Source organism: Gulosibacter sp. GYB002 (assembly GCF_036577665.1).
Lineage (GTDB): Bacteria > Actinomycetota > Actinomycetes > Actinomycetales > Microbacteriaceae > Gulosibacter > Gulosibacter hominis.
In genome coordinates this window covers 61,332-84,082 of the sequence record NZ_JARBDD010000016.1, presented here as the reverse complement: position 1 = coordinate 84,082, position 22,751 = coordinate 61,332, and the positions used below count along the sequence as shown (strand labels likewise).

The window sequence follows — 22,751 nt, the reverse complement described above, 5'->3', positions numbered from 1 at the left end:
CTGTGCCCTGCTGTCTGTTGCTTGCATCCCCGCCAGCTGTGCCCTGCTGTCTGCTGCTTGCATCCCCGCCAGCTGTGCCCAGCCTGCCTGCCCTGCTATCTGCTGCTTGCATCCCAGCCTGCCGGCCCCAGCCTGCCTGCCCGAGCCAGCCTCCCAGCCACTGCCTCAAGCTGCTGCCTCAAGCTGCTGCAGATTTTTGTTTCCTGACCTCAGATTTTTGTTTCCTGTTTCTTGATTTTTGGCTGCAAGACCGGGGTTTGAAACGTTTCAGCCGGCGAAAACCCCGTTTCTGCAGCCAGGAAGCAAAACTCCACAAGACGCCTGCAGCCAGGAAACAAATCTCGTATCTGGGATGCAGCCAGGAAACAAAAATCTGCAGGGGTAAGCGGCAGGACAGGGATGCGGGGATGCGGGGCGGCCGGAGCCCGGCAAACAGCGAGCCCAGAACTAGTCGCCGGGGATTTCGATGGCGCCAGTGTCGACCCGCTCGTCAGGCGGTTTTGGCACGAAACGCGGGATGTAGCGGGCAAACAGGAACGCTCCGAAAAGACCGATCCCACCAAACAACATCGCCGTCGCGACGAGCCCCGCAAACGCCGATAAACCTGACACTAAGAACGGCACCATCGCACCGGATGCATCCGTAATAGTGCGCCATGCCCCCAAAAACGGCGCTGGGTTATCGGGGTCCGCAAGGTCGGCACCGAGCGTCATCACGATGCCCGAACCGATTCCGTTCGACAGCGCGAGCCAGCAGGTTACCGCCATGAACCACCACTGCGGGTTCGCGAACCACGTCGAAGCCCCAAGCACCACAAATCCGATGCCGAGCCCGACGAGCGCCGGAACCCCGCTCGCGGCACGACCAAACTTATCCATAATCCAGCCGCTGGTGAAAAACAGCGCGAAATCGATGGCGCCGCCGATCCCCATGACCACCGAAATCGCCCCCGGCTCGAGCCCAACCGCGTGCCCCCACAGCGGCAGCACCACCTGGCGCGCCGACCGCAGCATGGTGAGCGCGCCCGCACCGATGCCAAGCGTCAGCAACACATCCCGTCGCCGCACGATTGTCGGCCACAGCCGGTCGTGCGGAGCCACGCTCACCTGCTTGCGCGCGACCTGTCGACCAGCGGTTTTTTCGACATCCGGCAGCACGAGCAACGTCACCACCACCAGCGCAGAACAAACAATGAACGCCCAGAAGTTTGCCTGTGGCGACTGGGTTTGACTGATCAACCAGGCCGAAACAAACGGCCCTACGAACGCACCTGATCGGAACACTCCGCCGAGTGACGACATCGCCCGTGCTCGCACCCGTAACGGCACATACGACGTCAGGAATGACTGCCGGGCCAGCGCAAATACCGCCGTCATCAGCCCCTGCAACAGCACCCCGACCAGCAGCATCCAGGGTGTCGTGGCATTCACTGAAATGAGCGCGCCCGCGATAGTACCGAGCGCCGCCAGCGTCATCGAAAGCCGCTCTCCCAGCCGTGCCACAAGGGATGCAGCGGGCAGGTTACCGATGGCCTGGCCAATTAACAGCGATCCGGCTATGAATCCGGCGAAGGCAACATCGGCGCCGAGGGATGCAGCGATTGATGGGATGACCGGAACGATCGCGCCCTGCCCTACCGAGTAGATGAGGGTGGGCAAGAACGCCACGGTCAGCACGCGCCACAGGGCTGGTTCGTTGGCGCGGGGTTGAGTCATGGGAGCCAGGTTAGCGCTGACCAGGTCACGGCGAGCTGCTGCATCCCCCTTTTCCCCCTGCTCGCCCCGCCCCTCCCCGCGCTCCTCTTCCCAGCTCTCCCCCGCTCTTCTTACCTCTGCTCCCTCCCCCTCCCGTCTCTCCGCAGCTGGCGTCCACCTTTCCGGCATCTCCCTTTCCGGCAAGTGACCCTGTAACTGCCAAATGACCCTCCTAGAACAGGGTCACTTGGCAACAACAGGGTCACTTGGCGAAGAAGCGGGCGCGGTGGCGCACACCAAAGGGGGCGAGGCCACAGGCCCCGCCCCCTTTGCCTAAGCTCCGCTACTCATCACGGTCGGCGGTTGACGCACCCGCATCCGCGATGCCGTCAACCCCGGCAGCACCAGTAACACCAGCAGCGCCGGCGCCAACGCGCTCGCTGCGCTGCACATCGAAGGTGAACTCGCCATCGCGGTGATCCACCGAAACGTGGTCGCCGCCGATGAGCTCGCCGCGCAGGATCTTCTCGCTCAGCGGGTCTTCGATCTCGTGCTGCACGGCACGGCGCAGCGGCCGAGCGCCGAGAGCCGGGTCGTAGCCAACCTTGATGAGCTGCTCCTTCGCCACCTCGCTCAGCTCGATCATCATGTCGCGGTCGAGCATCCGCTCGCTCAATCGCTTGATAAACAGGTCAACAATTTCGAGCAGTTCCTTCGGCGTCAGCTGCGGGAACACGATCGTGTCGTCAACTCGGTTCAAGAACTCGGGCTTGAAGTGCTTCTTGAGCTCTTCGTTGACCTTCGCCTTCATCCGGTCGTAGGTGGTCTCGGTGTCGCCCTCGATCTGGAACCCAACGGGGCCACCGGCGATGTCCTTCGCGCCGAGGTTCGTGGTCATGATGATCACGGTGTTCTTGAAGTCGATGACGCGGCCCTGTCCGTCGGTGAGGTGGCCCTCTTCAAGAATCTGCAGCAGCGAGTTGAAAATATCGGCGTGCGCTTTTTCGATCTCATCGAACAGCACCACCGAGAACGGCTTGCGGCGCACCTTTTCGGTGAGCTGCCCGCCCTCTTCAAAACCAACGAATCCGGGAGGGGCACCAAACAGTCGCGAAACGGTGTGTTTCTCACCAAACTCCGACATGTCGAGCGTGATCAGCGCCGACTCATCGTCGAAGAGGAACTCGGCGAGCGCCTTCGCCAGCTCGGTCTTACCAACACCGGTGGGACCGGCGAAGATGAACGAACCGGATGGCCGGTTCGGGTCTTTCAGACCGGCGCGGGTGCGGCGAATAGTGCGCGAGAGCGCCGCAATGGCCTCGTGCTGCCCGATAACCCGCTCGTGCAGCGCATCCTCCATAAACACCAGGCGGGCGGTCTCTTCTTCGGTGAGCTTGTACACCGGGATGCCGGTGGCGGCCGCGAGCACCTCGGCAATCAGCCCGGCGTCCACCGTGCCGACTGCCTTCACCTCGCCAGCCTTCCACTGCTTTTCGAGACGCAGCCGCTCGCCGAGCAGCTCCTTTTCGGTGTCGCGCAGCTTGGCCGCGCCCTCGAAGTCTTGCACCGCGATGGCGTCGTCTTTTTCGCCGCGCACCTTCGCGATTTTTTCGTCGAGTTCGCGAAGCTCGGGCGGTGACGACAGCACCGAGAGCCGCAGCCGGGCACCGGCCTCGTCGATCAGGTCGATTGCCTTGTCGGGCAGCTGGCGGTCGCTGACATAGCGGTCGGAAAGGTTCACCGCGGCAACAATTGCGTCGTCGGTGATGGTGACTTTGTGGAACGACTCGTACTTTTCGCGCAGGCCCTTGAGGATGTTGATGGTGTGCGGAACCGACGGTTCATCAACGATGATCGACTGGAAGCGACGCTCGAGGGCCGCATCCTTTTCAAAATGTTTTTTGTATTCGTCGAGCGTGGTGGCGCCGATGGTCTGCATCTCGCCACGCGCCAGCATCGGTTTCAGGATGTTGGCCGCGTCGATCGCGCCCTCGGCGGCGCCGGCTCCCACAAGCGTGTGGATCTCGTCGATGAAAACAATGATGTCACCACGGTTTTTGATCTCTTTGGTGACCTTCTTGAGGCGCTCTTCAAAGTCACCGCGGTAGCGCGATCCGGCGATCAGCGAGCCGAGGTCGAGCGCGTACACCTGCTTGTCTTTGAGGGTTTCGGGTACCTCGCCGTTCACGATGGCCTGCGCCAGACCCTCAATCACGGCGGTTTTACCGACGCCGGGTTCACCGATGAGCACGGGGTTGTTTTTGGTGCGGCGCGACAGGATCTGCATCACGCGCTCGATCTCTTTTTCGCGACCGATCACCGGGTCGAGTTTACTGTCGCGGGCAAGCTGCGTGAGGTTTTCGCCGAACTGGTCGAGTACGGCCGAGCCTTTACCGGCTGCGGGCGCGCTCTGCCCGGCTCCGGCTGCCACCGGTTCTTTGCCCTGGTAGCCGGCCAGCAGCTGAATCACCTGCTGACGCACCGAGTTGAGGTCGGCGCCGAGTTTCACGAGCACCTGGGCGGCGATACCCTCGCCCTCACGGATCAGGCCGAGCAGGATGTGTTCGGTGCCGATGTAGTTGTGGCCCAGCTGCAGTGCCTCGCGCAGTGACAGCTCAAGCACCTTCTTGGCGCGCGGAGTGAACGGGATGTGGCCGGTGGGCTTTTGCTGCCCCTTACCGATCATGTCTTCAACCTGCTCGCGGACGGCCTCGAGCGAAATGCCCAGGGCCTCAAGCGCCTTCGCTGCCACACCATCGCCCTCGTGGATGAGCCCGAGCAGCAGGTGCTCGGTGCCGATGTAGTTGTGGTTGAGCATCTTCGCCTCTTCTTGGGCGAGGACGATCACGCGCCGAGCACGGTCGGTAAAACGTTCGAACATGCCATTTCCTCCAATTCCAGCACCGCTGCGACACAGCGGTAGCAGGGGCTCGATTCGAGGGTAGTTGGCGGGTGCCCTGTTTCTCTCCCCTGTTCGCCGTCGGCGTGACGGCTTCGGTGGCGCTAGTGGCCGGGCACAGGCTCGCCGTTCACCAGGCAGGTTTTGGATGCATCCTGAAATCGCGACGGATGCGCGTGCTGCAGCCAGGTGTCACCGTAGTGGTCGCGCAGCGCATCCCATTCATCGCTGCTGTTGAAGTGGCAGTCGTCGACGTCGACGACGAGGCTAAAGTTTTCGCCGCTTGACATCGGGCTCGACACGATTTGCAGCGTGTAGTTGCCGACGCCGAGTTTTTCGAGCAGCCGGATGGTGTCGTCGATCATCCCGGATGCGGTTGATTCGGCAAATGCCTGCTGTGCGGCTTCGGGTTGCAGCGCATCCATATCGGGATCGAATGCGAACACCTGCAGCTCGGTTTTTGCTACCGGTTCGCCGGTGTGTCGCAGCTGGATGCTGGCCAGTCCCGGCGCGTCGGCAAAAAGCTTGCCGATCCGTGCGTCGGCCGCGAGCGCATCGGCGCCCGGAAATTCGGGCGTGACATAGTCGACACGCATTTGTGGTGCGAGCCCGACAACGCCCCACTGCCCTTTTTGTACGCCGGGGTCGCGCGTGCGCTCAATCGCGCGGATCGCGTCCTGTTGCTGACCGTTTGCCTGGTCCGGCAATTTAACGCCGATATAGCGGGGCGGCTGCGGCTGGGCTACGCGCGCATGCCGCCGGGGTGCGGTATCCGGTGCAGCTTCGGCATGCTGCCGGGTGCCCGCGGTGGTTTCGGTCGGTTCGCCGCCGCGCGCCCGGTAGGCGCTGAAGTTGACCCGCACTGCGCCGCTATTGCACAGTTCGCGCCAGTATTCGAGCTGTTCGCGCAGTTCTTCAGGCCCGAGACCTTCAAAATATGAGTAGGTCGAGTTGCCGAGATGGATTTGTGGCGGCGATGCCGCGAGGTTTTGGTGCTGCGCCTCGTCGTTAAACTCGAGCGCCCGACTACCGAGCTCGCTCAACTCGGCGGCGCCAATCTGCGCGGATACGGTCACACTCAAGTGGGCGCGCCCCTGTTGTCGCGACGCGTCGACCGTCACTTTTTCGACACCCGATATCGCGCGGATGCTGTCGGTGTAGGTGTCGAAAGCCCCCACTGCCGCGGGCGAAACGGGTTCGGCTTGGGCGCACCCTCCGACGGTGGCGGCAAGCAGCAGCGAGGCAGCGAGTGTGACGACTCGTCGCATCCGCTTTCCCTCCCCGGCCGTGCTCTGAACTGAGACTCGATCAGGCTAGGAAAGTTGTTGGAGTATCCGCTGAGTTTTTGGTCAACGCATCCCGAGCGTCACGCGCGGCCCGGCAAGAACGTCACGCGCGGCCCCGGAGAGAGCTAGTCGCGCCCGAAAATATCGCGCGAATAAACCTTGTCGAGGTGAGGTTTGAGTTCGTCGTCGATGCGGTTGGAGACGATCACATCCGATTCGGCAACGAAACGATCAAAATCGGGTTCGAGCAGGTGCGCAAACGGCTCGTTACCGGATGCGGTGGGCTCGTAAATCTTGACGGTCGCGCCTGCGGCGACCAGCGCACCCACCACTGCCAGCACGGCCGAGCTGCGGAAGTTGTCACTGCCGGCTTTCATTGCCAGGCGGCACACGCCCACCTGTTTCGGCTGCAGGCGCAGAATATCGTCGGCAATGAACTGGATGCGTTCGGCATTCGATTCGACGATGGCGGTCATCATGCGCTGCGGGATGCCGCGGTAGTTGGCGAGCAGCTGTTTGGTGTCTTTCGGCAGACAGTAGCCGCCGTAACCGAAGCTCGGGTTGTTGTAGTGATCGCCGATGCGCGGGTCGAGGCCGACGCCGTCGATGATTTCGCGGGTGTCGAGGTTGTTGCGTCGCGCAAAGGTGTCGAGCTCGTTGAAGTAGGCGACGCGCATGGCGAGGTAGGTGTTCGAGAAAAGCTTGATGGCTTCGGCTTCGGTGGTGCCGGTGATGAGCACGCGGGTGCTAGGTTCGAGCGATTCGGCGTGCAGCAGGTGGGCAAATTCGGCTGCTTTTTCGCGGTCGCCGGCTACGACGATGCGGCTGGGGTGCAGATTGTCGTAGAGTGCTTTACTCTCGCGCAAAAACTCGGGGCTGAACAGGATGTTGAGCTCGGGGTGGCGGGCGGCCATTTTGGCGGTGAAGCCGATCGGAATGGTCGACTTAATCACCACGACGGGGTTTTCGTTCGAGTCGGCCACCTGTTGCAGCACGGTTTCGACGGTCGAGGTGTTGAACGAGTCGGTGACATCGTCGTAGTCGGTGGGGGTGGCGATCACGACATAGTCGGCACCGGTGATTGCCTCGGTGAAATCGACCGTGCCGCGCAGGTTGAGTTCGGCTTCGGTGAGGTATTTGGTGACCAGCTCATCAACGACCGGTGCGCGACGCTCGTTTACCGCATCCACTCGCGACTGTTGCACATCAACCGCGATCACTTCGTGCGATTGTGCGAGCAGCACCGCGTTGGCGGCGCCCACGTATCCAAGGCCGATGACGGCGATCTTCATGATGTTCCCTCGTGTTCGACGCGCTGGTTAGTTGCGGTTTGGCTCGGCTGCGGTGTCGTCCGCGTTCGAGTCGGGATGTTGCGCTTTTGCTGCGCGCTCGGCTGCGAACCTGGCGCGTTCTTCTGCTTCGACTCTGCCACGCTCGAGGCGTGCTTTGCGGTCGGCGTTCAGCGCGGCGTAAATAATGAGCCCGAAGAGGGCACCAATAACGATGGTCGGGGTCACCGACCACAGTGCGTTTAGCCACCAGTTTTCGATCATTGTGAGTCTCAGTGTACGCGGCAAGCCGCTTCGCGTCAGGATGCAGGCGGGTTACTTAACGAGAGGGCTGTGCCAGTCTGTCCCGTTGGTTATTTAACCAACGGACTGCGTCATTCTGTCCCTCTGGTGACTACTTCACCAGCGGGAAAAGCACCGTCTCGCGGATCCCGAGGCCGGTGAGGCCCATGAGCAGGCGGTCGATACCCATGCCCATACCGCCTGCCGGGGGCATCCCGTGCTCGAGCGCGGCGAGGAAGTCTTCATCGAGACGCATCGCCTCGGCATCTCCGCGCGCGGCTTCCTTGGCCTGCTCAACAAAGCGTTCGCGCTGGTCGACCGGGTCGATCAGCTCCGAATAGCCGGTGGCCAGCTCGAACCCGCGCACGTACAGGTCCCACTTTTCCACCACCCCCGGCTTCGACCGGTGCGCAGCGGTCAGCGGCGAGGTCTCAACCGGGAAGTCGATCACGAAGGTGGGGCGATCCAGCCCCTCCTTCACGAAGTGCTCCCACAGCTCCTCGACGAGCTTGCCGTGGTTCGGCAGGTGCACCTCAACGCCCTCCGCATCCGCGAGCGCCACGAGCTCGTCAACCGAGGTGTCGGGGGTGATTTCGCGGCCGGCTGCTGCAGAGAGCGACTCGTACATCGAGATGCGCTGCCACTCACCACCGAAGTCATATTCGGTGCCATCAGCCCACACCACGCGGTGCGAACCGTCGGGCGATACCGCGGCGGCCGCATTTTGCACGAGCTCTTGGGTGAGGTCGGCGATGGTGTTGTAGTCGCCGTATGCCTGGTATGCCTCGAGCATCGCGAACTCGGGCGAGTGGGTCGAGTCGGCACCCTCGTTGCGGAAGTTGCGGTTGATTTCAAATACGCGGTCGAGGCCACCCACGAGGGCCCGCTTGAGGTACAGCTCGGGCGCGATGCGCAGGTAGAGCTCGGTGTCGAACGCGTTCGAGTGGGTTACGAACGGGCGCGCTGCGGCACCACCGTGCATCACCTGCAGCATCGGCGTTTCGACCTCAATGAAGTCGTGGGCCGCGAAGGTGGCGCGCAGCGAGGCGTTCATCTTGGCGCGGGTGCGCACCATCTGGCGTGCCGCATCCCGGGTGATGAGGTCGAGGTAGCGCTGTCGCACGCGGGTTTCTTCGTTGAGGTCGCTGTGCAGGTTCGGCAGCGGCCGTAGCGCCTTCGACGCCATTCGCCATTCTTCGACCATGATCGACAGCTCGCCGCGACGCGAGGTGATCACCTCACCCTTGACGAACACTTGGTCGCCGAGGTCAACAAATTCTTTCCACTTGGCGAGCGCTTCTTCACCCACCTTCGCGAGCGAAATCATCGCCTGGATGCGCGACCCGTTACCGGCCTGCAGCGCGGCGAAACAGAGTTTGCCGGTGTTGCGCAGGTGCACGATGCGGCCAGCCACGCCCACGATCTCACCGGATGCAAAATCGATGCCGAGGTCTTGATCACCATATTTAGCAACCAGGTCGGCAATATCGGCGGTGATGGGCAGGGTCAGCGGGTAGGGAGCGAACCCCTCGGCGAGCATCCGCTCACGCTTATCGAGTCGCACCTGCTTCTGCTCCGAAACTTCGGCGGCGCTCAGGGTTGCGTTCTCGGGGGTTTCGGCCATTGCCGGTCTCCTTGCTCGTGTGGTGATGGCGGGTTAAAGCTCTCGTCGCGGCAAAATGGGATTGCGGGCAGCAAGCCCGCCGCGCCGCGTCACTCGATCTATCGTAGGCGAGGCTGCCGGTTGCCGCTTGGCTGGGCGTGCGCCGGCGAGCGTGCGGCGTACGATGCTTTGCGTGACCACTGTGCTGCAGACCATTACTGACGCCCGATCGGCGCTCGCTCGCGACGCCCGTGCCGGGCAAACTGTTGCGCTCGTACCGACTATGGGGGCGCTACATGACGGGCATCTTTCGCTCGTGCGGCTCGCGCAGCAGCATGCCGATCGCGTGGTCGTCTCGATTTTTGTGAATCCGCTGCAGTTCGGGCCCGGCGAAGACTACGACGCCTATCCACGGCAGCTCGACGACGATGTGCGGCTGCTCGAGCAGGCCGGCGTCGACTGGGTGTTCGCGCCGAGCGTCGAACAGATGTACCCGAATTGGCCGACGACCACGATGGTGACGGCGGGCGATGCCGGCCGCATCCTCGAGGGCGAATTCCGCCCCACCCACTTTGATGGCGTGCTCACGGTGGTGGCAAAACTGTTTGCGATCGTCCAGCCCGATATTGCGATTTTTGGGCAGAAGGATGCGCAGCAGCTCGCGTTGGTGCGCCGAATGGTTGCCGATCTCAACCTGCCACTGCGGATTGTTGCCGCACCGATCGCCCGCGAGCCTGACGGTCTTGCGCGCTCGAGCCGCAATGTCTACCTGGCGGGCGCCGACCGCGAGCGGGCGACGGTGCTTTCGCGAGCGCTGGCGGCGGTGGCGGATGCGGCGGTCGAGGGCGTTGCGGCAGCGCTCGAGGCCGGCCGCGCGGTGTATACATCCGAACCGACCGTGACGGTTGACTATCTGGTGGCGGTGGATGCGGCCACCTTCACCCCCGCTGGCCCGGACTTTCACGGGGATGCGCTGGTGCTGACGGCCGCGCGCGTTGGCACCACGCGGCTGATCGACAACCGCGAAGTGCGGTTTTGAGCGGGCGGATCAGCAGCTGCGCAACGCAATCTTCCCGCGCTATTCGCGCGGGAAAACAGCCCTCCCCCGCTACTCGCTCGGCGGTTCGATCGGTTCTTGCGCTGCGATCAGCGCGTTGTCGGCGGCCGACCGCACGAGGCTCGAAAGCACAAAGCCTGGCGATTCCACCCCGATCGACGCGAGCAGTCCGGTGGCCTGCTGCACGATCGAGCGAGTGAACGAGGTGGCGGTGGCAATCGCCTCGGCATAGGTCGCGCGGTCGCCCTCATCGATCACCACCGGCTCGGCGCCTAGCTCTACCACCAGGGCCTGCGCGATCGGCAGCACCGGCCGCGGTGCGGTCACCCCGCACCAACCCTCTTTGAGTCGAACCAGGTCGATTGAGGTGCCGGTGACATCAATTGCGGGATGGATGGCCAGCGGAATCACGCCGCGGTTGAGCGCCTCACCCAGCAGCGCCGTGCCAAATTGCGCGGCGGTGTGCACCACGAGCTGACCAGGCACCCACACGCCGGCCCCGGTGAGCTCAGCCACTCGCGACTCGAGCGTTTCGACCGGCTCGGCAAGCACCACGAGCTCGCTGCGTTCAATCACCTGCTCGGCGCTCAGCTGCGGGGCACCCGGCAACAGCGCCTCGACTCGATCGATGGCAGCAGCATCCGTTAACGCCACACCGATCAGCGAGTGGCCGGCGGCCGCCAAGCCCGCTGCCAGCACCGGGCCGAACAGGTCGTTTCCGACCACACCAACGCCGAGTCGACCATCTCGATTTGCGTTCATCGTTGCCCCTCTTGCCGCTGATATTCGTCTGCGGCGTGGGCGATCGCCACCGCCCGCGGGTCGGGTGCCGCACCGGCGGCGCGCGCATCCTGCAATTGCAACTGCGCCACCTGCACGAGCATCCGGGCACCGGCCTCGGCCCAGCGGTGCGAGCGGTCAACCTGCGCCGCCCGAATAGCGAGCTGCGCAAGCTGCTCAAAAAGCTGCAGCGCCTGCGACCTGGCCACAAGCCGCTGCCCCATCAGCACCGGCCCGAGCACCGTGCCGATGCGCAGGCTTGCGGCGCCCGCAAGCCTGCGCCATGGTCCGTCCGAAATGGTGAGCCCCTGCATCCGCTCGGCGGGGATTATCGACACGCGCCGCTCCAGGCGACCGCGGCGCAGGTACACCACACCGCGGTCAACCAGCACGGCGTTACGTTTCCACCCGAACGGTGCCAAAAACCAGGCGCGAGCCGGAGTCACGCGCAGCTGCTTGGGCGGTTTGGCCGCGAGTAGATCGCGCATGAGGTGCGGGGTGTGCGACCCAAACTGCATGGGCATCGCCACTGACAGCACCCGAATCACATCGTCAAACTTGCCCACCGGCAACAGCACCGTGCGCGAAATCTGGTCGGAGTCGCTGTCATCGCTCGACACGATCGCCACATCGGCACGGTTAATCCTGACTCGATACCAGCCCAGCATCCGCCACCAAAACGGCTGCTGAATCTCAACGGCATGGATGCGTCCCGGCGCGATGGTGTCGCTATTGGTGGTGAGGAGCCCCCTTCCAACGCGCAAACCGTCCGGTGTGCCGGCAATGTTGTACTGCATATTGCCCGGTAGCGAGACCAGCGCCGCAAACGCACCCATGATGAGAGTCACGAGCGGCAAACCAATAGTTGCGATCGCACCGATGATATTCACTGTTAGCGCGTCGAGTTCGAGTTCATCCAAAAATGTCGCCTGGGACGACGCAAGAACTCCAAAAACGATCCAGAGGATGCCCGCGATGACGAGCATGATCAGCGCGGCACCAACGAACTTAAGCATCTCGACACCGGCCAACCGTTTGGCAGGCACGGTGACGATGGTCGGGCTGTCGGCCTCGCCCAGGGATGCGAACGAGCCGCTGAAATCTTCTACCACGGCGTCGACGAAGTCGGAGAGCGTGCGGCGCTGCGGGGCCGGTTTGGGCGCACCGGTGGCGTGCTGCGGCGCGACGCCGGGCGCTTGCCCGCTACCGAGTCCTTGCCCGGCACCGGCTAGCGGGCCGGCACCTGGCTGCGAGGGTGTGCCCTGCTCGCCATGCCGCGCCGCCTGGTGGGCCGCCGATTGTTCGGCGCGTTTGCGGCGTTTAGCACCGGATGCTCGCCGCAGCACCTCATCGCGCAGCGCCTCGGCGTCTGCTTGGCCGAGGTATTTCAGTTCAACTTCGCTCGAATCGGATGCGCCAGAGGTTGCAACATGCGAGAGCCCGAGCATCCGCGCACCGAGCGGCCGGTTGATGTTGACCGATTGCAGCCGGTCGAGACGCGCCTGCAAAAAATTGCGCGCGAACACGCCGCTGCGCATTTCGAGCACTTCGTCAGTCACCCGGAACTCAGTGGCGCGGTAGCCGAGCACAACGCCAACCGTGCCGAGCACAAAAATCACCAGCGCGATAATCCCAACCAGCACAAAATACGTGCCAGGGCTGATATCCAGGCGTGGCGAGTCGGGGTCGTCGCCGAACACTGCACCGGCCAGCGGCACACCAACTACGAGCGCCATGAACAGCACGCCGCCCAGCAGGTTGAGCACACGCAGCCACGGGGTCAGCGGATGCAGCCGGTGCCAATCACCGTTAGCGAGTTCGGTCACGCGCGGCTGCAGATAGGGATTGTGTTGCGGCTGACCCGGATGCTGCCCGGGCTGAAAATGGCCCGGATGCTGCGGTGGCGGCGTCCAGCTCATAGGCCCGCCCGCCGCGTTTCTGCCACCCGAATCAGGTGGTCGCGCAGCCGTTCCGCCTCTGCCAGCGGCAGCCCGGGAATCGCCACCGTAGCCGCAGCCGAAGCGGTCGACATCCGCAGGGTCGCAAGCCCAACCATCCGATCAACCGGGCCGCGATGCATCGAAACTGTCTGCATCCGGCCGTAGGGAACCGCGGTCATGCTGTTGAACATCACCCCGCGTCGCACCAGCAGATCATCCTCGCGAACCGCATACCCAATTGCCCGGTTCCGGGGCACCACCAGCGACACCTGCACGATGCCAACCACGATCATCCAGGCCGTAGTCAACCACCACAGCCCGTCAGCCAGCACCGCGATCACGCCCGTAGCGGCAATCCAAATCAACAGCCAGATGAGCCCACTCACCAGCTCGACAGTGATGTGTCGCGGCGAGATGTGGTGCCACTGCACGCGCGGCAACTCAAACTTGGTCACGAGACTCCTCTAATCGGGTTCGTTTCGTTAATTAACTTCAATTTTCCCGATGAACGCGAGCACCGCATCCGCCGAACGTTGTGATGTCGCATCAACGCTGAGGTGATGATCAACCCCCGCCTCGGGTCCGCACAGATCACTCACCCCGCGCACCGACACGAACGGCACCGCAGACGCCTGGCACACCTGCGCGATCGCGCACGACTCCATATCGGTGGCCACCGCGTCGGCGAACGCCTCGCGAGTATCGGCCACATTTCGGGCGGTCACGAACGTGTCGCCCGAAAGGATGCGGCCGTACAGTGTGCCGTTACCGTCACTTTCTTCACGGCTACCGGGCTCGCGTCCCAGCGCACCCAGCGCATCCAAAAGCACATCGGATGCGGGAAACCGCACCGGCTGGCCCGGAACCTGCCCGCGCTCATAGTCAAACTCGGTGGCATCCGCGGTGCCGTAGCTGTAGTCGAGCCCCACTGCCACATCCCCCACACGACTCGCGGGCGCGAGGCCACCGGCCGTGCCCGCAGAAACCACCGCGCGGGGCGCAAAAGTGAGCACCGCCCAGCTGGCAGCTGAAGCCGCGGCCACCAATCCGATGCCGCTGGTGACCAGCACCACATCCTGCCCCGCAACTCGCATCCGCCGAGCATCAACCCCCGCCAGCGGGCACACAACGGGTTCGCTACTATCGGCTGCCGCAATGAACGGCGCAGCCTCGGCGGGCATCGCCACCTGGATGACAACCGTCACGCGTGCTCTCCAAACACCTGCGACCACTCGCCGCGCGCATCCAAAAACTCACGCACCGCATCCTGCGCACCCTCGAGCGTGTGGTGCACACCCCAGCCGCACTGCACCTCGTTCGCTGCCGGCACCTCGGTGGCCCGCAGCACATCGCGCAGGGTGGTTTCGAGCAGCTGCTCAAACTCGTCTGGCTCGACCTCGAGCATCAGCGCATAAAAACCGGTGCGGCAACCCATCGGCGAAAAATCGATCAGCCGATCGGTGTGGTTGCGCATGTGCTCGGCAACGAGGTGCTCAATCGAGTGGATCACCTCGGTGGGCAGATGCGCGAGATTCGGCTGCGTGAAGCGCACGTCGTATTTCACGAGTGTGTCGCCACCGGGGAGCGTTTTGCGGTCGGCAACCCGCACATACGGGGCCGCCACCATGCGGTGATCAAGGTTGAACGATTCGACATTCATACGGCTGGGCATGCCGCCAGCCTACGTTGCCAAACTGCACGGCACCTGCCGCAACGGCTAAGGTTCAACACGCAAATCGACCAGGTCGCGCAGCAGCAGCCGGTCAAGCGAGTTGCCATCGGTCACGAGCCAATCGCCCACCTCGCGCAGCATCGACTCGACACTCGCCAGACGCACGCGCGGCCAGGTGCGCGAATTATCAACCGCAAACTCGCCCGCCCGCTCGGGCACCAGCACCAGCCAGCCGCGCACCTCGGCCACATCGCCGAAATATTCGTGCAGCCTCTCCACTCGGTGCGGAAATTCCGTACCCGTCGACGACGGTACTCCGTCACGGGTGATCGAACCGCGCGCATCCAGCGCATAGTGAGCCGGCGCCCGCAGCTCGCTATCAATAAATGCGACGCGACGGCCGGCGACCACAGCGTGCGAAATCGTCGCGATTTGGTCGTCACCACCGGGAATCCGCAGGCCGTGCACGATCCGTACACCCGGAAGCCGCTGCAGCGCATCCAGTGCCTCACCCACAACCCGCTCGGCACACTGTCGACGCAGCGGATGCACACCCGGCTGCGAGCGGGTCATTGCGGTGGCACCGGGCTGTCCGTACACGCGCGTGGTGTCATCGGCTGCCGGTGCCGATTCGTCGGCGATGCGCATCAGCAGCCGCTCAAACTGCATCCGTTTCACGCGCGGCTGCAGCCCCCACCACGCGAGCACCGCGAGCGCCAGCACGGCCAGCGCGCTCACGCCGCGCACAATCCGCGCGCCGGTCGGACTGTCGGGGCCGGTAAAAATACCGAGCATCGCATCAAAAAACGATGCCGCAGCCGAAAGCGAAACCCCGGCCACAAAAATCCAAAGCACGGTCGATACGAGCGGCTGGGGACGCGCATCGCCGCGCAGCCACAGCCATGCCGCTCCCAGCAGCACCAGCAGCAGCGCGATCGGCCACCACACGGTAAACAGCGGGGATGCGGGAATTGCCAGTGCCAGCACGACCAGCACCGACGCGAGCACGAAAGGGCCGACGGTGACAAATTCGCGCAGCGTCACCGAGGGCGCGGCCGCCCGCGCCGCCGGCCACACTTCAACCGGGTGATCCCACGACTGGCGGTACCACGACATTTTGCGCAGCTGTGGCTCGGGTTTGGGGATGCGATCAAAAACCGGCACATCGGTGCCCGCGGCCGTGTGCCGCGCCGCCGGCTGGGCCGGACTCGTTGGGGTTGCGGCCCGGCGCGGGCTGCGCTGCTGCTGGCGCAGTCGGGGTCCAGGAGCCCTGCGGGCCGGCATCACCTGCCCCGAGGTGGTTGCCAGCCAGGCATCGTGTGCGGCGCGACGCTGCGGATCGGTGAGCACCTCCACGGCCAAGCGCACCCGCATGAAGGCTTCCGGGGTGCCCCCAAGGTCGGGGTGCGTTTCGCGCTGTTTGATGCGACTGGCCCGGCGAATCTCGTCTTCGGATGCGCTCGGATCAACCCCGAGCACCCGGTAGAGGTTCTCGGGGTAATCGGTCGAGCGGAAGTTCATGCGGTACCTGCTGGGGTTGGGTCGGGATCGGGCGGGGATGCGTTAGCGCAGCTGTTCGGCAAGTTCGTTGCTGCGGCGCACATTCGCCGCAAACGCTGCGGCAAATAGCTCGGTGAGATTGGCGTCTTGCAGCACCGCAATCGACTGCTCGGTGGTGCCCTTCGGGCTCATCACCCGGCGACGGTGGGTTGCTACCTCGGTTTCAGGTTCGTTACGCAGCAGTGCAATTGAGCCTTCAAAGGTTTGTACCACCATCCGGGTGGCCGTTTCACGGTCGAAGCCGTAGTGCATCGCCGCGTCAATCATCTGTTCGACGAGCAAAAAAACGTGACCGGGGCCGCTACCGCTGATCGCGCCGATTGCGGGGATCTGCGATTCGGGCACCTCGACAACTTCACCCACCGCGGCGAACAACGTGCGGGTGATTTCAAGCGCCTCCGCATCCGCACTGGAGCCCCCGGCAATCCCCGTGACTCCCAGCCCAACCGTGGCGGGCGTGTTTGGCATGGCGCGCACCACGCGCACCCCGGCAGCCAGCCGCGATTCGATTGCGCGAGTCTCTACACCCGCTGCCACCGAAATCACCACGGTGCCGGGCGCGATCGTGTCGCTCAGTTCTGCGAGTAGGTCGAGCAGCTGCTGCGGTTTTACCCCGAGCAGCACCACCGACGCATCGCGGCAAGCCTCGCGGTTCGCAGCCGGATTTGTGTCGAGCGCCTGCACCCGCACGCGCGAGTTGTGTTCGTATCGTGCGGCCGATACCTCCGAGCGGGTGGTCACCCGCACGGGCTCGTCTGGCGCTGCGGGGGATTCGAGCAGCCGACTGAGCACGGCACCACTCATGTTTCCCACACCGATCATGGCGAGTTTCGCAAGTTTTTTCACGGCTCTGAGTCTAGGGTGTGCGTCGTATGCTTGAGGGGAGCCATCCCCCGCGGCGAGGAGATCATCATGACCAATTCCATTCTGGCGGAGGCAGTGCGCACGGCGCTGCTCGAGAGCGTGCACGTTTCGGAGATTCTCGAAGTGCGCACCACCGAAATCGATGGCCAGGTTGACGTGGTGGGTGTGCGGGTGGCGCTCACCAATATTGCCGACGTGGATGCACTGCCGCCGGTTATTGCCGATGTGCGCCACCGGGTGCGCTGCGCCGCGCCGGATGTTCGCGCGGTGTTTGTTGAGCCCGACGTCATCGGCCCCGACCGCTCGTCGGTTTCAACCGAGGCGATCGTTTTCCGCGGCTGGGATTAGGCCCGCGCCGCCGCTTCTGGTTGCGACAGCGTCAGTAGCCCCGGCCACCCCGGTGGAATAGGCCGCCTCAGTGGAATAGGCAGCCCCGGCAGGTCAGGCCGCTCAGTCGCGGCCAAAAAATTCGCGCAGCGGCGCGGCACATTCAGCGGCGAGCACCCCCGCGACCACCTCGGCATGCTGCGGCAGTCGGCGGTCGCGCACGACGTCATACTGCGAACCGACCGCGCCGGCTTTTTCATCCCACGCTCCAAACACGATGCGTGACACCCGCGCGGTGAGCGCGGCACCCGCGCACATGACGCACGGTTCGAGGGTGACGATCAGTGTGCAGCCGTCGAGTCGTGAGGTGCCGAGCGTTTCGGCTGCCGCGCGCAGCGCCACAACTTCAGCGTGCCCGGCGGGGTCGTGGCGTGCTTCTCGCACATTGTGCCCGCGACCGATGATCTGCCCTTCTGCATCGGTGACCACCGCACCGATCGGCAGATCGCCCGTGGCCGTCGCCTTGTGGGCCTCGCACAGCGCCTGGCGCATCAGCCACTCATATTTTTGGGGCACGCGCACATTTCACCTCGCTTCACACTTCCTTGAGGGTAATTGGTAGGAGTGAGTTCAGCGAAAGATTTGCGCCGCAGGATGCCGCCGAGCGCATCCTGCACCCAAAATCTTCCGAAAAGCTCACGCCGACCTCGCGGGTTACACCGGGCAGAAAAAGTTAAACTGCTGCCATGGAGTTGCACGTCGCCGACCACCCGCTGATTGACCACAAAATGACCCTGCTGCGCGACGAACGCACCTCATCACCGATGTTCCGCGAGCTGGTCGCTGAACTTGTCAATCTGCTCACCTACGAGGCAACCCGCTCGCTGCGCGTGATGCCACAGGAAATCAACACCCCGGTGAGCGCAATGACCGGTGTGACGGTGGCTACGCCGCTGCCGCTCGCGGTGCCAATTATTCGCGCGGGGCTGGGTATGCTCGACGGCTTTCTCAAGCTCATGCCCTATTGCGAGGTGGGGTTTGTGGGGATCCGCCGCAACGAAAAAACGCTGCAGCCCGAGACCTACGCAAAGCGACTGCCTGACAATCTTGCCGACCGACAGTGCTTCGTGCTCGACCCGATGCTCGCCACCGGCGGCTCGCTAGCAGCCACCGTGCAGTTTTTGCTTGACGCGGGAGCCACCGAGGTCAATGCGATCTGCCTCGTTGCCGCACCGCAGGGTGTTGAGCTGATGCGGCAGCGCTTCCCCGACGCGAACGTGCGAGTGCTGATCGCAGCGCTCGACGAGGGGCTCAACGAAGACGCTTTTATCGTGCCCGGCCTCGGGGATGCGGGCGACCGGCTCTATGGTGTGGTCGACTAATACCTGCCACGGCTGGCGGCGCACCGAGTTGACGATCTGCGCCGCATCCTGAACAATGAACTTCATGATCGCAACGAACGCACGCCCCTTGACCGCCCACGAGGTGGCAGGACGCGCCGGCATGATGATGGCTGGCGTGTGCGCGTGTCGAATGTGTCGCTAACACGCGTCTCGTCTCGATCGGGCCGACGCTGGCATAACAAAATGCACGATTCCATTCACGCCAGCCGACACGATCTCGTTGATTCCGATCTCGTTGCATCCGCAGACGAGCTTTCTCGGCCACTATCCCGGCCACACATTTTCGGCTGTTCCAGCCCGGCAATCGCCCGCTGCAGCCTCGCATCATCATCGAAAGCTGAATTTTCATGTCGCTCACACAAAGCACCACAGTGATCCCTCACCACCGCCCCGACCAGCACCGCCTGCGCCCGACTGCAACTGCCGCAACCGCAACCGGCTACACCGCAGCTGCCCGCCAGCCCGCGCCCACCGCGCGCGGCTTCGCGCTCTATGTGGGGCTCGACCCCCACGACGACCACGAACTCGCTGAACTCGTCAACGCGCTGCGTGAGGTGCTCGCCGAACGCTCCCCCGGTGCCGAAAGCTATGCATCCGTGGCGCTGGCGCCAGCAGAAGCATCGGGGCGCCCGATCGACCTGGTGCGGCTGGCCCTACAAGAACCGAAGGCCGTAGCCGAAGCCCGCGCGGCCCGCAACCGCGGGGCAGACAACTCACCGCGGGTTTCTGCCAGGGTCGTGATCGACACCAGCCGCAAGCGCGTGCTGGTGCACGACGACAATGCCGACCTCACCTACAAAGAGTTCGAGCTGCTGCAGGCGCTTGTACTGCGAGAGGGTCGCACGGTCACCCGCGATGAGCTCATCGATGTGCTGTGGACCGACCGCAGCGAAGAGCAGCCGCACGAGCGCACCATCGACGTGCATGTGCGCCGCCTGCGCAAAAAACTTGGCGAATATGCCGATATCGTGCGCACCGTGCGCGGCAGCGGGTACCGCTTCGATCGCCACGCCGATGTGCGCGTGGTGCATCCGCTGGCGCCGTCGCCCGACCGCTTCTAAATTAACGACCCGCTATCAAACCCGGCCGGGTTTGTGGCTGCAGACTCTGCCGGTCGATAACATCGACAATTGACTAGCAATCGCAGTTCTTGTGCACCGTGGCCGCGCGGCCGCGGGGGATGAAGCGGAGTGAGTATGAGTTCAGCCTCGACATCAGCCAGTGATGCTTGGGAGTCGCTGTTCCGCACGCAGGTAGCGGTCATGCGCGTGCTGCGGCAAGATTTTGCCGGCGCCGGAATGTCGATTAACGAGTACGACGTGCTCTACAACATTGCCCGCTGCCCCGAGCGGCGCATCCGGCTGCGCGATCTGAACGAATCGGTACTGATCACGCAATCGTCGGTATCGCGGCTGATCGATCGGCTGGTTGCGCGCGGATTCGTCGAAAAATTCGAGGATGAATTTGATGCGCGCAGCACTATCGTCGCCCTCACCGCGGCCGGCGTGAGTGAGTTCCGTCGGGTTGGGCGGATTCACGCCGACAGCATCGAACGTCACGTGGGCGGCGCGCTCACCGAGGATGAACTCGCGACGCTGCAGGAGCTGTGCGAGCGGCTGCGCGCACCGTTCGCGCCTGATAGTAAGCCAGAGAAAAAGTAGCGGCGGCGCCTTACGGCTGCAGCCATCACGCGAGGCAACATCAAACGTTTTCGCAGTCACAGTGATTGCGATAGCAAGCGTTCACATCACCACCCACTTTATCGCTCCTCATTGGAAGACCGACATGCACTGCGACGCTGCGCGATGTCGAGAGCGGTGTAGGCAAGCCCAAGCGCACCGTCGTGAAGCGTTTGCTCAGCTATGGGGCCAATGCACGCATCGGCAAATTCGGGCTGGTGATTGCTCGCGGTACCACCCACACCGATGTAGGGATGGATGGCATTGACGACCTGAGACACATTGCCCATATCGGTTGAGGCCCGGGCCATCGTCGCGGCGAGTGGATCGACATCGAAGTTACGACCCAGCGCAATGGCATTTTGCCGGTAGCATTCAAGCGCTTCTTGGTCGGTGCGCATTTCTGAGTAGCGCTTACTCTCATGAGTGATCGTGAGTTTTGCGCCGGTTGCGAGTGCCCCCGCTTTGAAGCAGTTTTCGACCCGCTCTTCGAGTTTGAGCAGTTGCTCCATGGATTCGGCACGAACGTACCAGCGCCCTTCGGTGCGTTCGGGGATGGCATTCGGGGCCTCTCCACCGCGGGTTTGAATGCCGTGCACCCGCACTCCGGCGGGCAGCTGTTGCCGCAACGCGGCCAGCGCCACCTGCGCCACGAGAAACGCGTCGTTGGCGTTCACCCCGCGATCGGGATAGGCAGCCGCATGTGCCGCGGTGCCTTCGTAGGCAATGTGCCAGTGGGTCACCGCATATGGTCGAGCTTCGGCAACATCTACCGGTGCGGGATGCGCCATACAAGCGAAATCGAGGTTGGTGAACGCGCCGCGCTCGAGCAGCTCAATTTTGCCACCACCGCCCTCTTCAGCAGGCGTGCCAATCACTTCAATGGCAATGCCGGATGCGTCGGCCACCTCAGCGAGCGCCAGCCCGGCACCGACCGACATGGCTGCGATGAGGTTATGTCCGCAGGCGTGCCCGAGGCCGGGGAGTGCATCGTACTCGGCGAGAAATCCCACGGTGAAGCGTTTTCCTGTGCCGTAGCGGGCACGAAATGCGGTGGGCAGTGCGCAATAGGGCTGCTCAACGGTAAACCCGTGCCGCCGCAACAGTTCGGCGACTGCGGCTGACGACCGGGTCTCTTCCCAAGCGGTTTCGGGATGCGCATGAAGGTCGCGTGAGAGCGCCACAACTTCGTCGCGAACGCTTTCAAAACGGTTCGCGATGCGGCGCTTATCGATATCGAGGTCAGTCATCGCCGGGCACCCCATACGACGGTGCCGAGCGAGGGTCGCGCCCGCGGGTGACGTAGTCATTGCGCTGCGGAAGCCAGAGTTCAGTCAGCTCGGCAAGCGCCTCGACCGCATCGTCATCCGCCCAATCGACACGCAGGTCGGTGACCCGCCAGCCGGCATCGCCCACCACTGCGAGCCCTGCCGAGTGAAGCGGCCCCTCTTCTCCACCGGCAGCGACCGCTGCTCGCATTCCGGCGATCAGACGCCGCTCGATTGGCCCTGTAGCCGCGAGCGCGGCATCAACCAGTGCTTCAAGCACCTCGAGCGACGCGAGCATATTGCCAGCCGCAACCGCATTTTTCTGTTGCGATGCGCCGAAGGTGCCGAGCGCTCGCGGGCCCGAGTACACGGCGGTTTCACCGGCGGCGTCGATTGCCAGAAGCTGCCGGAATTGGATGGTTTCTGGGTCGGCCGATTCGGTGACCGCGGCCATCGCTGCCGAAGCAGAATGGCCTGCTTTGAGTGCATCGAGCAACATCACACCGAGCCGTGGATCGGTGACGTTTTGCGAGTGTGCGCCGCCCACGCCGTCGGCAAGGTTGACGCAGCGCGCCGCAACTGCGGGCGAGGATGACGAGATTGCCGAACCAAACTCGCCAGTTTTTGGATCACGCAGTAGCAACGAGAAGGTCATGACTCGACCCCCTGACTGATCACCGCGGTCGCATCGATTTCAACCAACCATTCGGGGCGGGCGAGCGCCTGCACGACGAGGCCGGTCGAGACTGGATACACGCCGCGGAGCCATTTACCCATGGTTCGGTACACGCCCTCTCGGTACCGGGGGTCGGTGATGTAGACGGTTACTTTGACGATGTCTTCGAGTCGGCTGCCAGCTTCTTCGAGCAACAGCTGGATGTTTGCCATTGCCTGCTCGGTTTGCGCGACCGGGTCTCCAATGCCAACGGACTCGCGGGTTTCGAGATCCTGCCCGATCTGACCTCGCAGGTATATGACCCCGTTCGCCACTACGGCCTGGCAGAGATCGTTATCGAGGTTTTGTTCTGGATAGGTGTCTTTGGTGTTGAAGGTGCGGATTCGAGTGTGTGTTGGCATCATCGCCCTCCTGGGTATCCATGTGTGCCTGGCGGCCGCGACTGTCAGCGTTGAGAGCGCGGGAGTGTGT

General features: G+C 63.6%; 22 protein-coding genes. 5 read left to right on the top strand and 17 right to left on the bottom strand.

Going from position 1 to position 22,751, the window contains the following annotated elements:
• Positions 1–447: 447 nt before the first annotated feature.
• The 6 genes from PV375_RS10055 to lysS form a co-directional block, all read right to left on the bottom strand.
• On the bottom strand, positions 448–1,716 hold the full coding sequence (locus PV375_RS10055; protein ID WP_332107192.1) for an MFS transporter: 1,269 nt from the start codon (positions 1,714–1,716) through the stop codon (positions 448–450).
• A 322-nt stretch (positions 1,717–2,038) separates the two neighbouring features.
• Positions 2,039–4,576 carry an ATP-dependent Clp protease ATP-binding subunit gene (locus PV375_RS10050; RefSeq protein WP_332107191.1) on the bottom strand — a complete coding sequence of 846 codons (2,538 nt, stop codon included), beginning with the start codon at positions 4,574–4,576 and terminating at the stop codon, positions 2,039–2,041.
• A 122-nt stretch (positions 4,577–4,698) separates the two neighbouring features.
• Entirely contained in the window at positions 4,699–5,862 is a 1,164-nt protein-coding gene (locus PV375_RS10045; RefSeq protein WP_332107190.1) for a hypothetical protein, read from the bottom strand.
• Between the two features lie 143 nt (positions 5,863–6,005).
• The gene (locus PV375_RS10040) at positions 6,006–7,172 is read right to left on the bottom strand and encodes a nucleotide sugar dehydrogenase (RefSeq protein ID WP_332107189.1); all 1,167 of its coding nucleotides are present in this window, start codon (positions 7,170–7,172) and stop codon (positions 6,006–6,008) included.
• Between the two features lie 27 nt (positions 7,173–7,199).
• Positions 7,200–7,433, bottom strand: coding sequence for a hypothetical protein (locus tag PV375_RS10035; RefSeq protein WP_332107188.1), 234 nt, complete (start codon positions 7,431–7,433; stop codon positions 7,200–7,202).
• 130 nt (positions 7,434–7,563) lie between these two features.
• Positions 7,564–9,075, bottom strand: coding sequence for a lysine--tRNA ligase (gene lysS / locus PV375_RS10030; RefSeq protein ID WP_332107187.1), 1,512 nt, complete (start codon positions 9,073–9,075; stop codon positions 7,564–7,566).
• 163 nt (positions 9,076–9,238) lie between these two features.
• Here lysS and panC point away from each other — a divergent pair, with 163 nt between their 5' ends.
• On the top strand, positions 9,239–10,093 hold the full coding sequence (panC, locus tag PV375_RS10025) for a pantoate--beta-alanine ligase (RefSeq protein WP_332107186.1): 855 nt from the start codon (positions 9,239–9,241) through the stop codon (positions 10,091–10,093).
• A 69-nt stretch (positions 10,094–10,162) separates the two neighbouring features.
• Here the strand turns inward: panC and PV375_RS10020 are convergent, their stop codons facing one another.
• Genes PV375_RS10020 through proC form a run of 7 tightly spaced genes read right to left on the bottom strand, consistent with a single transcriptional unit; the run spans position 10,163 to position 16,909 of the window.
• A complete protein-coding gene (locus tag PV375_RS10020) occupies positions 10,163–10,873 on the bottom strand; it encodes a Rossmann-like and DUF2520 domain-containing protein (protein WP_332107185.1) in 711 nt (236 codons plus the stop codon).
• Entirely contained in the window at positions 10,870–12,810 is a 1,941-nt protein-coding gene (locus tag PV375_RS10015; protein ID WP_332107184.1) for a PH domain-containing protein, read from the bottom strand. Before PV375_RS10015 ends, PV375_RS10020 begins: the two co-directional genes overlap by 4 nt.
• Complete coding sequence (locus PV375_RS10010; RefSeq protein ID WP_332107183.1) at positions 12,807–13,286, bottom strand: PH domain-containing protein; 480 nt, start codon at positions 13,284–13,286, stop codon at positions 12,807–12,809. Before PV375_RS10010 ends, PV375_RS10015 begins: the two co-directional genes overlap by 4 nt.
• Positions 13,287–13,313: 27 nt before the next feature.
• Complete coding sequence (gene mtnN / locus PV375_RS10005) at positions 13,314–14,036, bottom strand: 5'-methylthioadenosine/S-adenosylhomocysteine nucleosidase (RefSeq protein ID WP_332107182.1); 723 nt, start codon at positions 14,034–14,036, stop codon at positions 13,314–13,316.
• A complete protein-coding gene (locus PV375_RS10000) occupies positions 14,033–14,503 on the bottom strand; it encodes an S-ribosylhomocysteine lyase (RefSeq protein WP_332107181.1) in 471 nt (156 codons plus the stop codon). The genes mtnN and PV375_RS10000 overlap by 4 nt, the downstream gene beginning before the upstream one ends.
• Before the next feature lie 45 nt (positions 14,504–14,548).
• A complete protein-coding gene (locus PV375_RS09995; RefSeq protein ID WP_332107180.1) occupies positions 14,549–16,024 on the bottom strand; it encodes a J domain-containing protein in 1,476 nt (491 codons plus the stop codon).
• 42 nt (positions 16,025–16,066) lie between these two features.
• Complete coding sequence (proC, locus tag PV375_RS09990; RefSeq protein WP_332107179.1) at positions 16,067–16,909, bottom strand: pyrroline-5-carboxylate reductase; 843 nt, start codon at positions 16,907–16,909, stop codon at positions 16,067–16,069.
• Positions 16,910–16,975: 66 nt separating this feature from the next.
• On the opposite strand from proC, the gene PV375_RS09985 reads away from it, so the two are divergent.
• Positions 16,976–17,275, top strand: a complete 300-nt coding sequence (locus tag PV375_RS09985; protein ID WP_332107178.1) for a hypothetical protein — start codon at positions 16,976–16,978, stop codon at positions 17,273–17,275.
• 102 nt (positions 17,276–17,377) lie between these two features.
• Here PV375_RS09985 and PV375_RS09980 read toward each other — a convergent pair whose 3' ends face one another.
• On the bottom strand, positions 17,378–17,836 hold the full coding sequence (locus PV375_RS09980) for a nucleoside deaminase (RefSeq protein WP_332107177.1): 459 nt from the start codon (positions 17,834–17,836) through the stop codon (positions 17,378–17,380).
• A gap of 164 nt (positions 17,837–18,000) precedes the next feature.
• Between PV375_RS09980 and upp the strand changes: the two genes are divergently transcribed.
• From upp to PV375_RS09965, 3 genes are all read left to right on the top strand, one after another.
• On the top strand, positions 18,001–18,636 hold the full coding sequence (gene upp / locus PV375_RS09975) for a uracil phosphoribosyltransferase (protein WP_201518729.1): 636 nt from the start codon (positions 18,001–18,003) through the stop codon (positions 18,634–18,636).
• 368 nt (positions 18,637–19,004) lie between these two features.
• On the top strand, positions 19,005–19,718 hold the full coding sequence (locus PV375_RS09970) for a winged helix-turn-helix domain-containing protein (RefSeq protein WP_332107176.1): 714 nt from the start codon (positions 19,005–19,007) through the stop codon (positions 19,716–19,718).
• Positions 19,719–19,853: 135 nt separating this feature from the next.
• Complete coding sequence (locus tag PV375_RS09965; protein ID WP_332107175.1) at positions 19,854–20,318, top strand: MarR family winged helix-turn-helix transcriptional regulator; 465 nt, start codon at positions 19,854–19,856, stop codon at positions 20,316–20,318.
• Between the two features lie 98 nt (positions 20,319–20,416).
• Here PV375_RS09965 and PV375_RS09960 read toward each other — a convergent pair whose 3' ends face one another.
• From PV375_RS09960 to PV375_RS09950, 3 genes are read right to left on the bottom strand one after another with little or no spacing between them, the layout of a single operon-like run.
• Positions 20,417–21,586 (bottom strand): M20 family metallopeptidase, encoded by a 1,170-nt coding sequence (locus PV375_RS09960; RefSeq protein WP_332107174.1) that lies wholly within the window; start codon positions 21,584–21,586, stop codon positions 20,417–20,419.
• Complete coding sequence (locus PV375_RS09955; protein WP_332107173.1) at positions 21,579–22,259, bottom strand: DUF1028 domain-containing protein; 681 nt, start codon at positions 22,257–22,259, stop codon at positions 21,579–21,581. Before PV375_RS09955 ends, PV375_RS09960 begins: the two co-directional genes overlap by 8 nt.
• Positions 22,256–22,681: a RidA family protein gene (locus PV375_RS09950; protein WP_332107248.1), complete on the bottom strand. Its 426-nt coding sequence runs from the start codon at positions 22,679–22,681 to the stop codon at positions 22,256–22,258. The genes PV375_RS09955 and PV375_RS09950 overlap by 4 nt, the downstream gene beginning before the upstream one ends.
• Between the last annotated feature and the right edge of the window lie 70 nt (positions 22,682–22,751).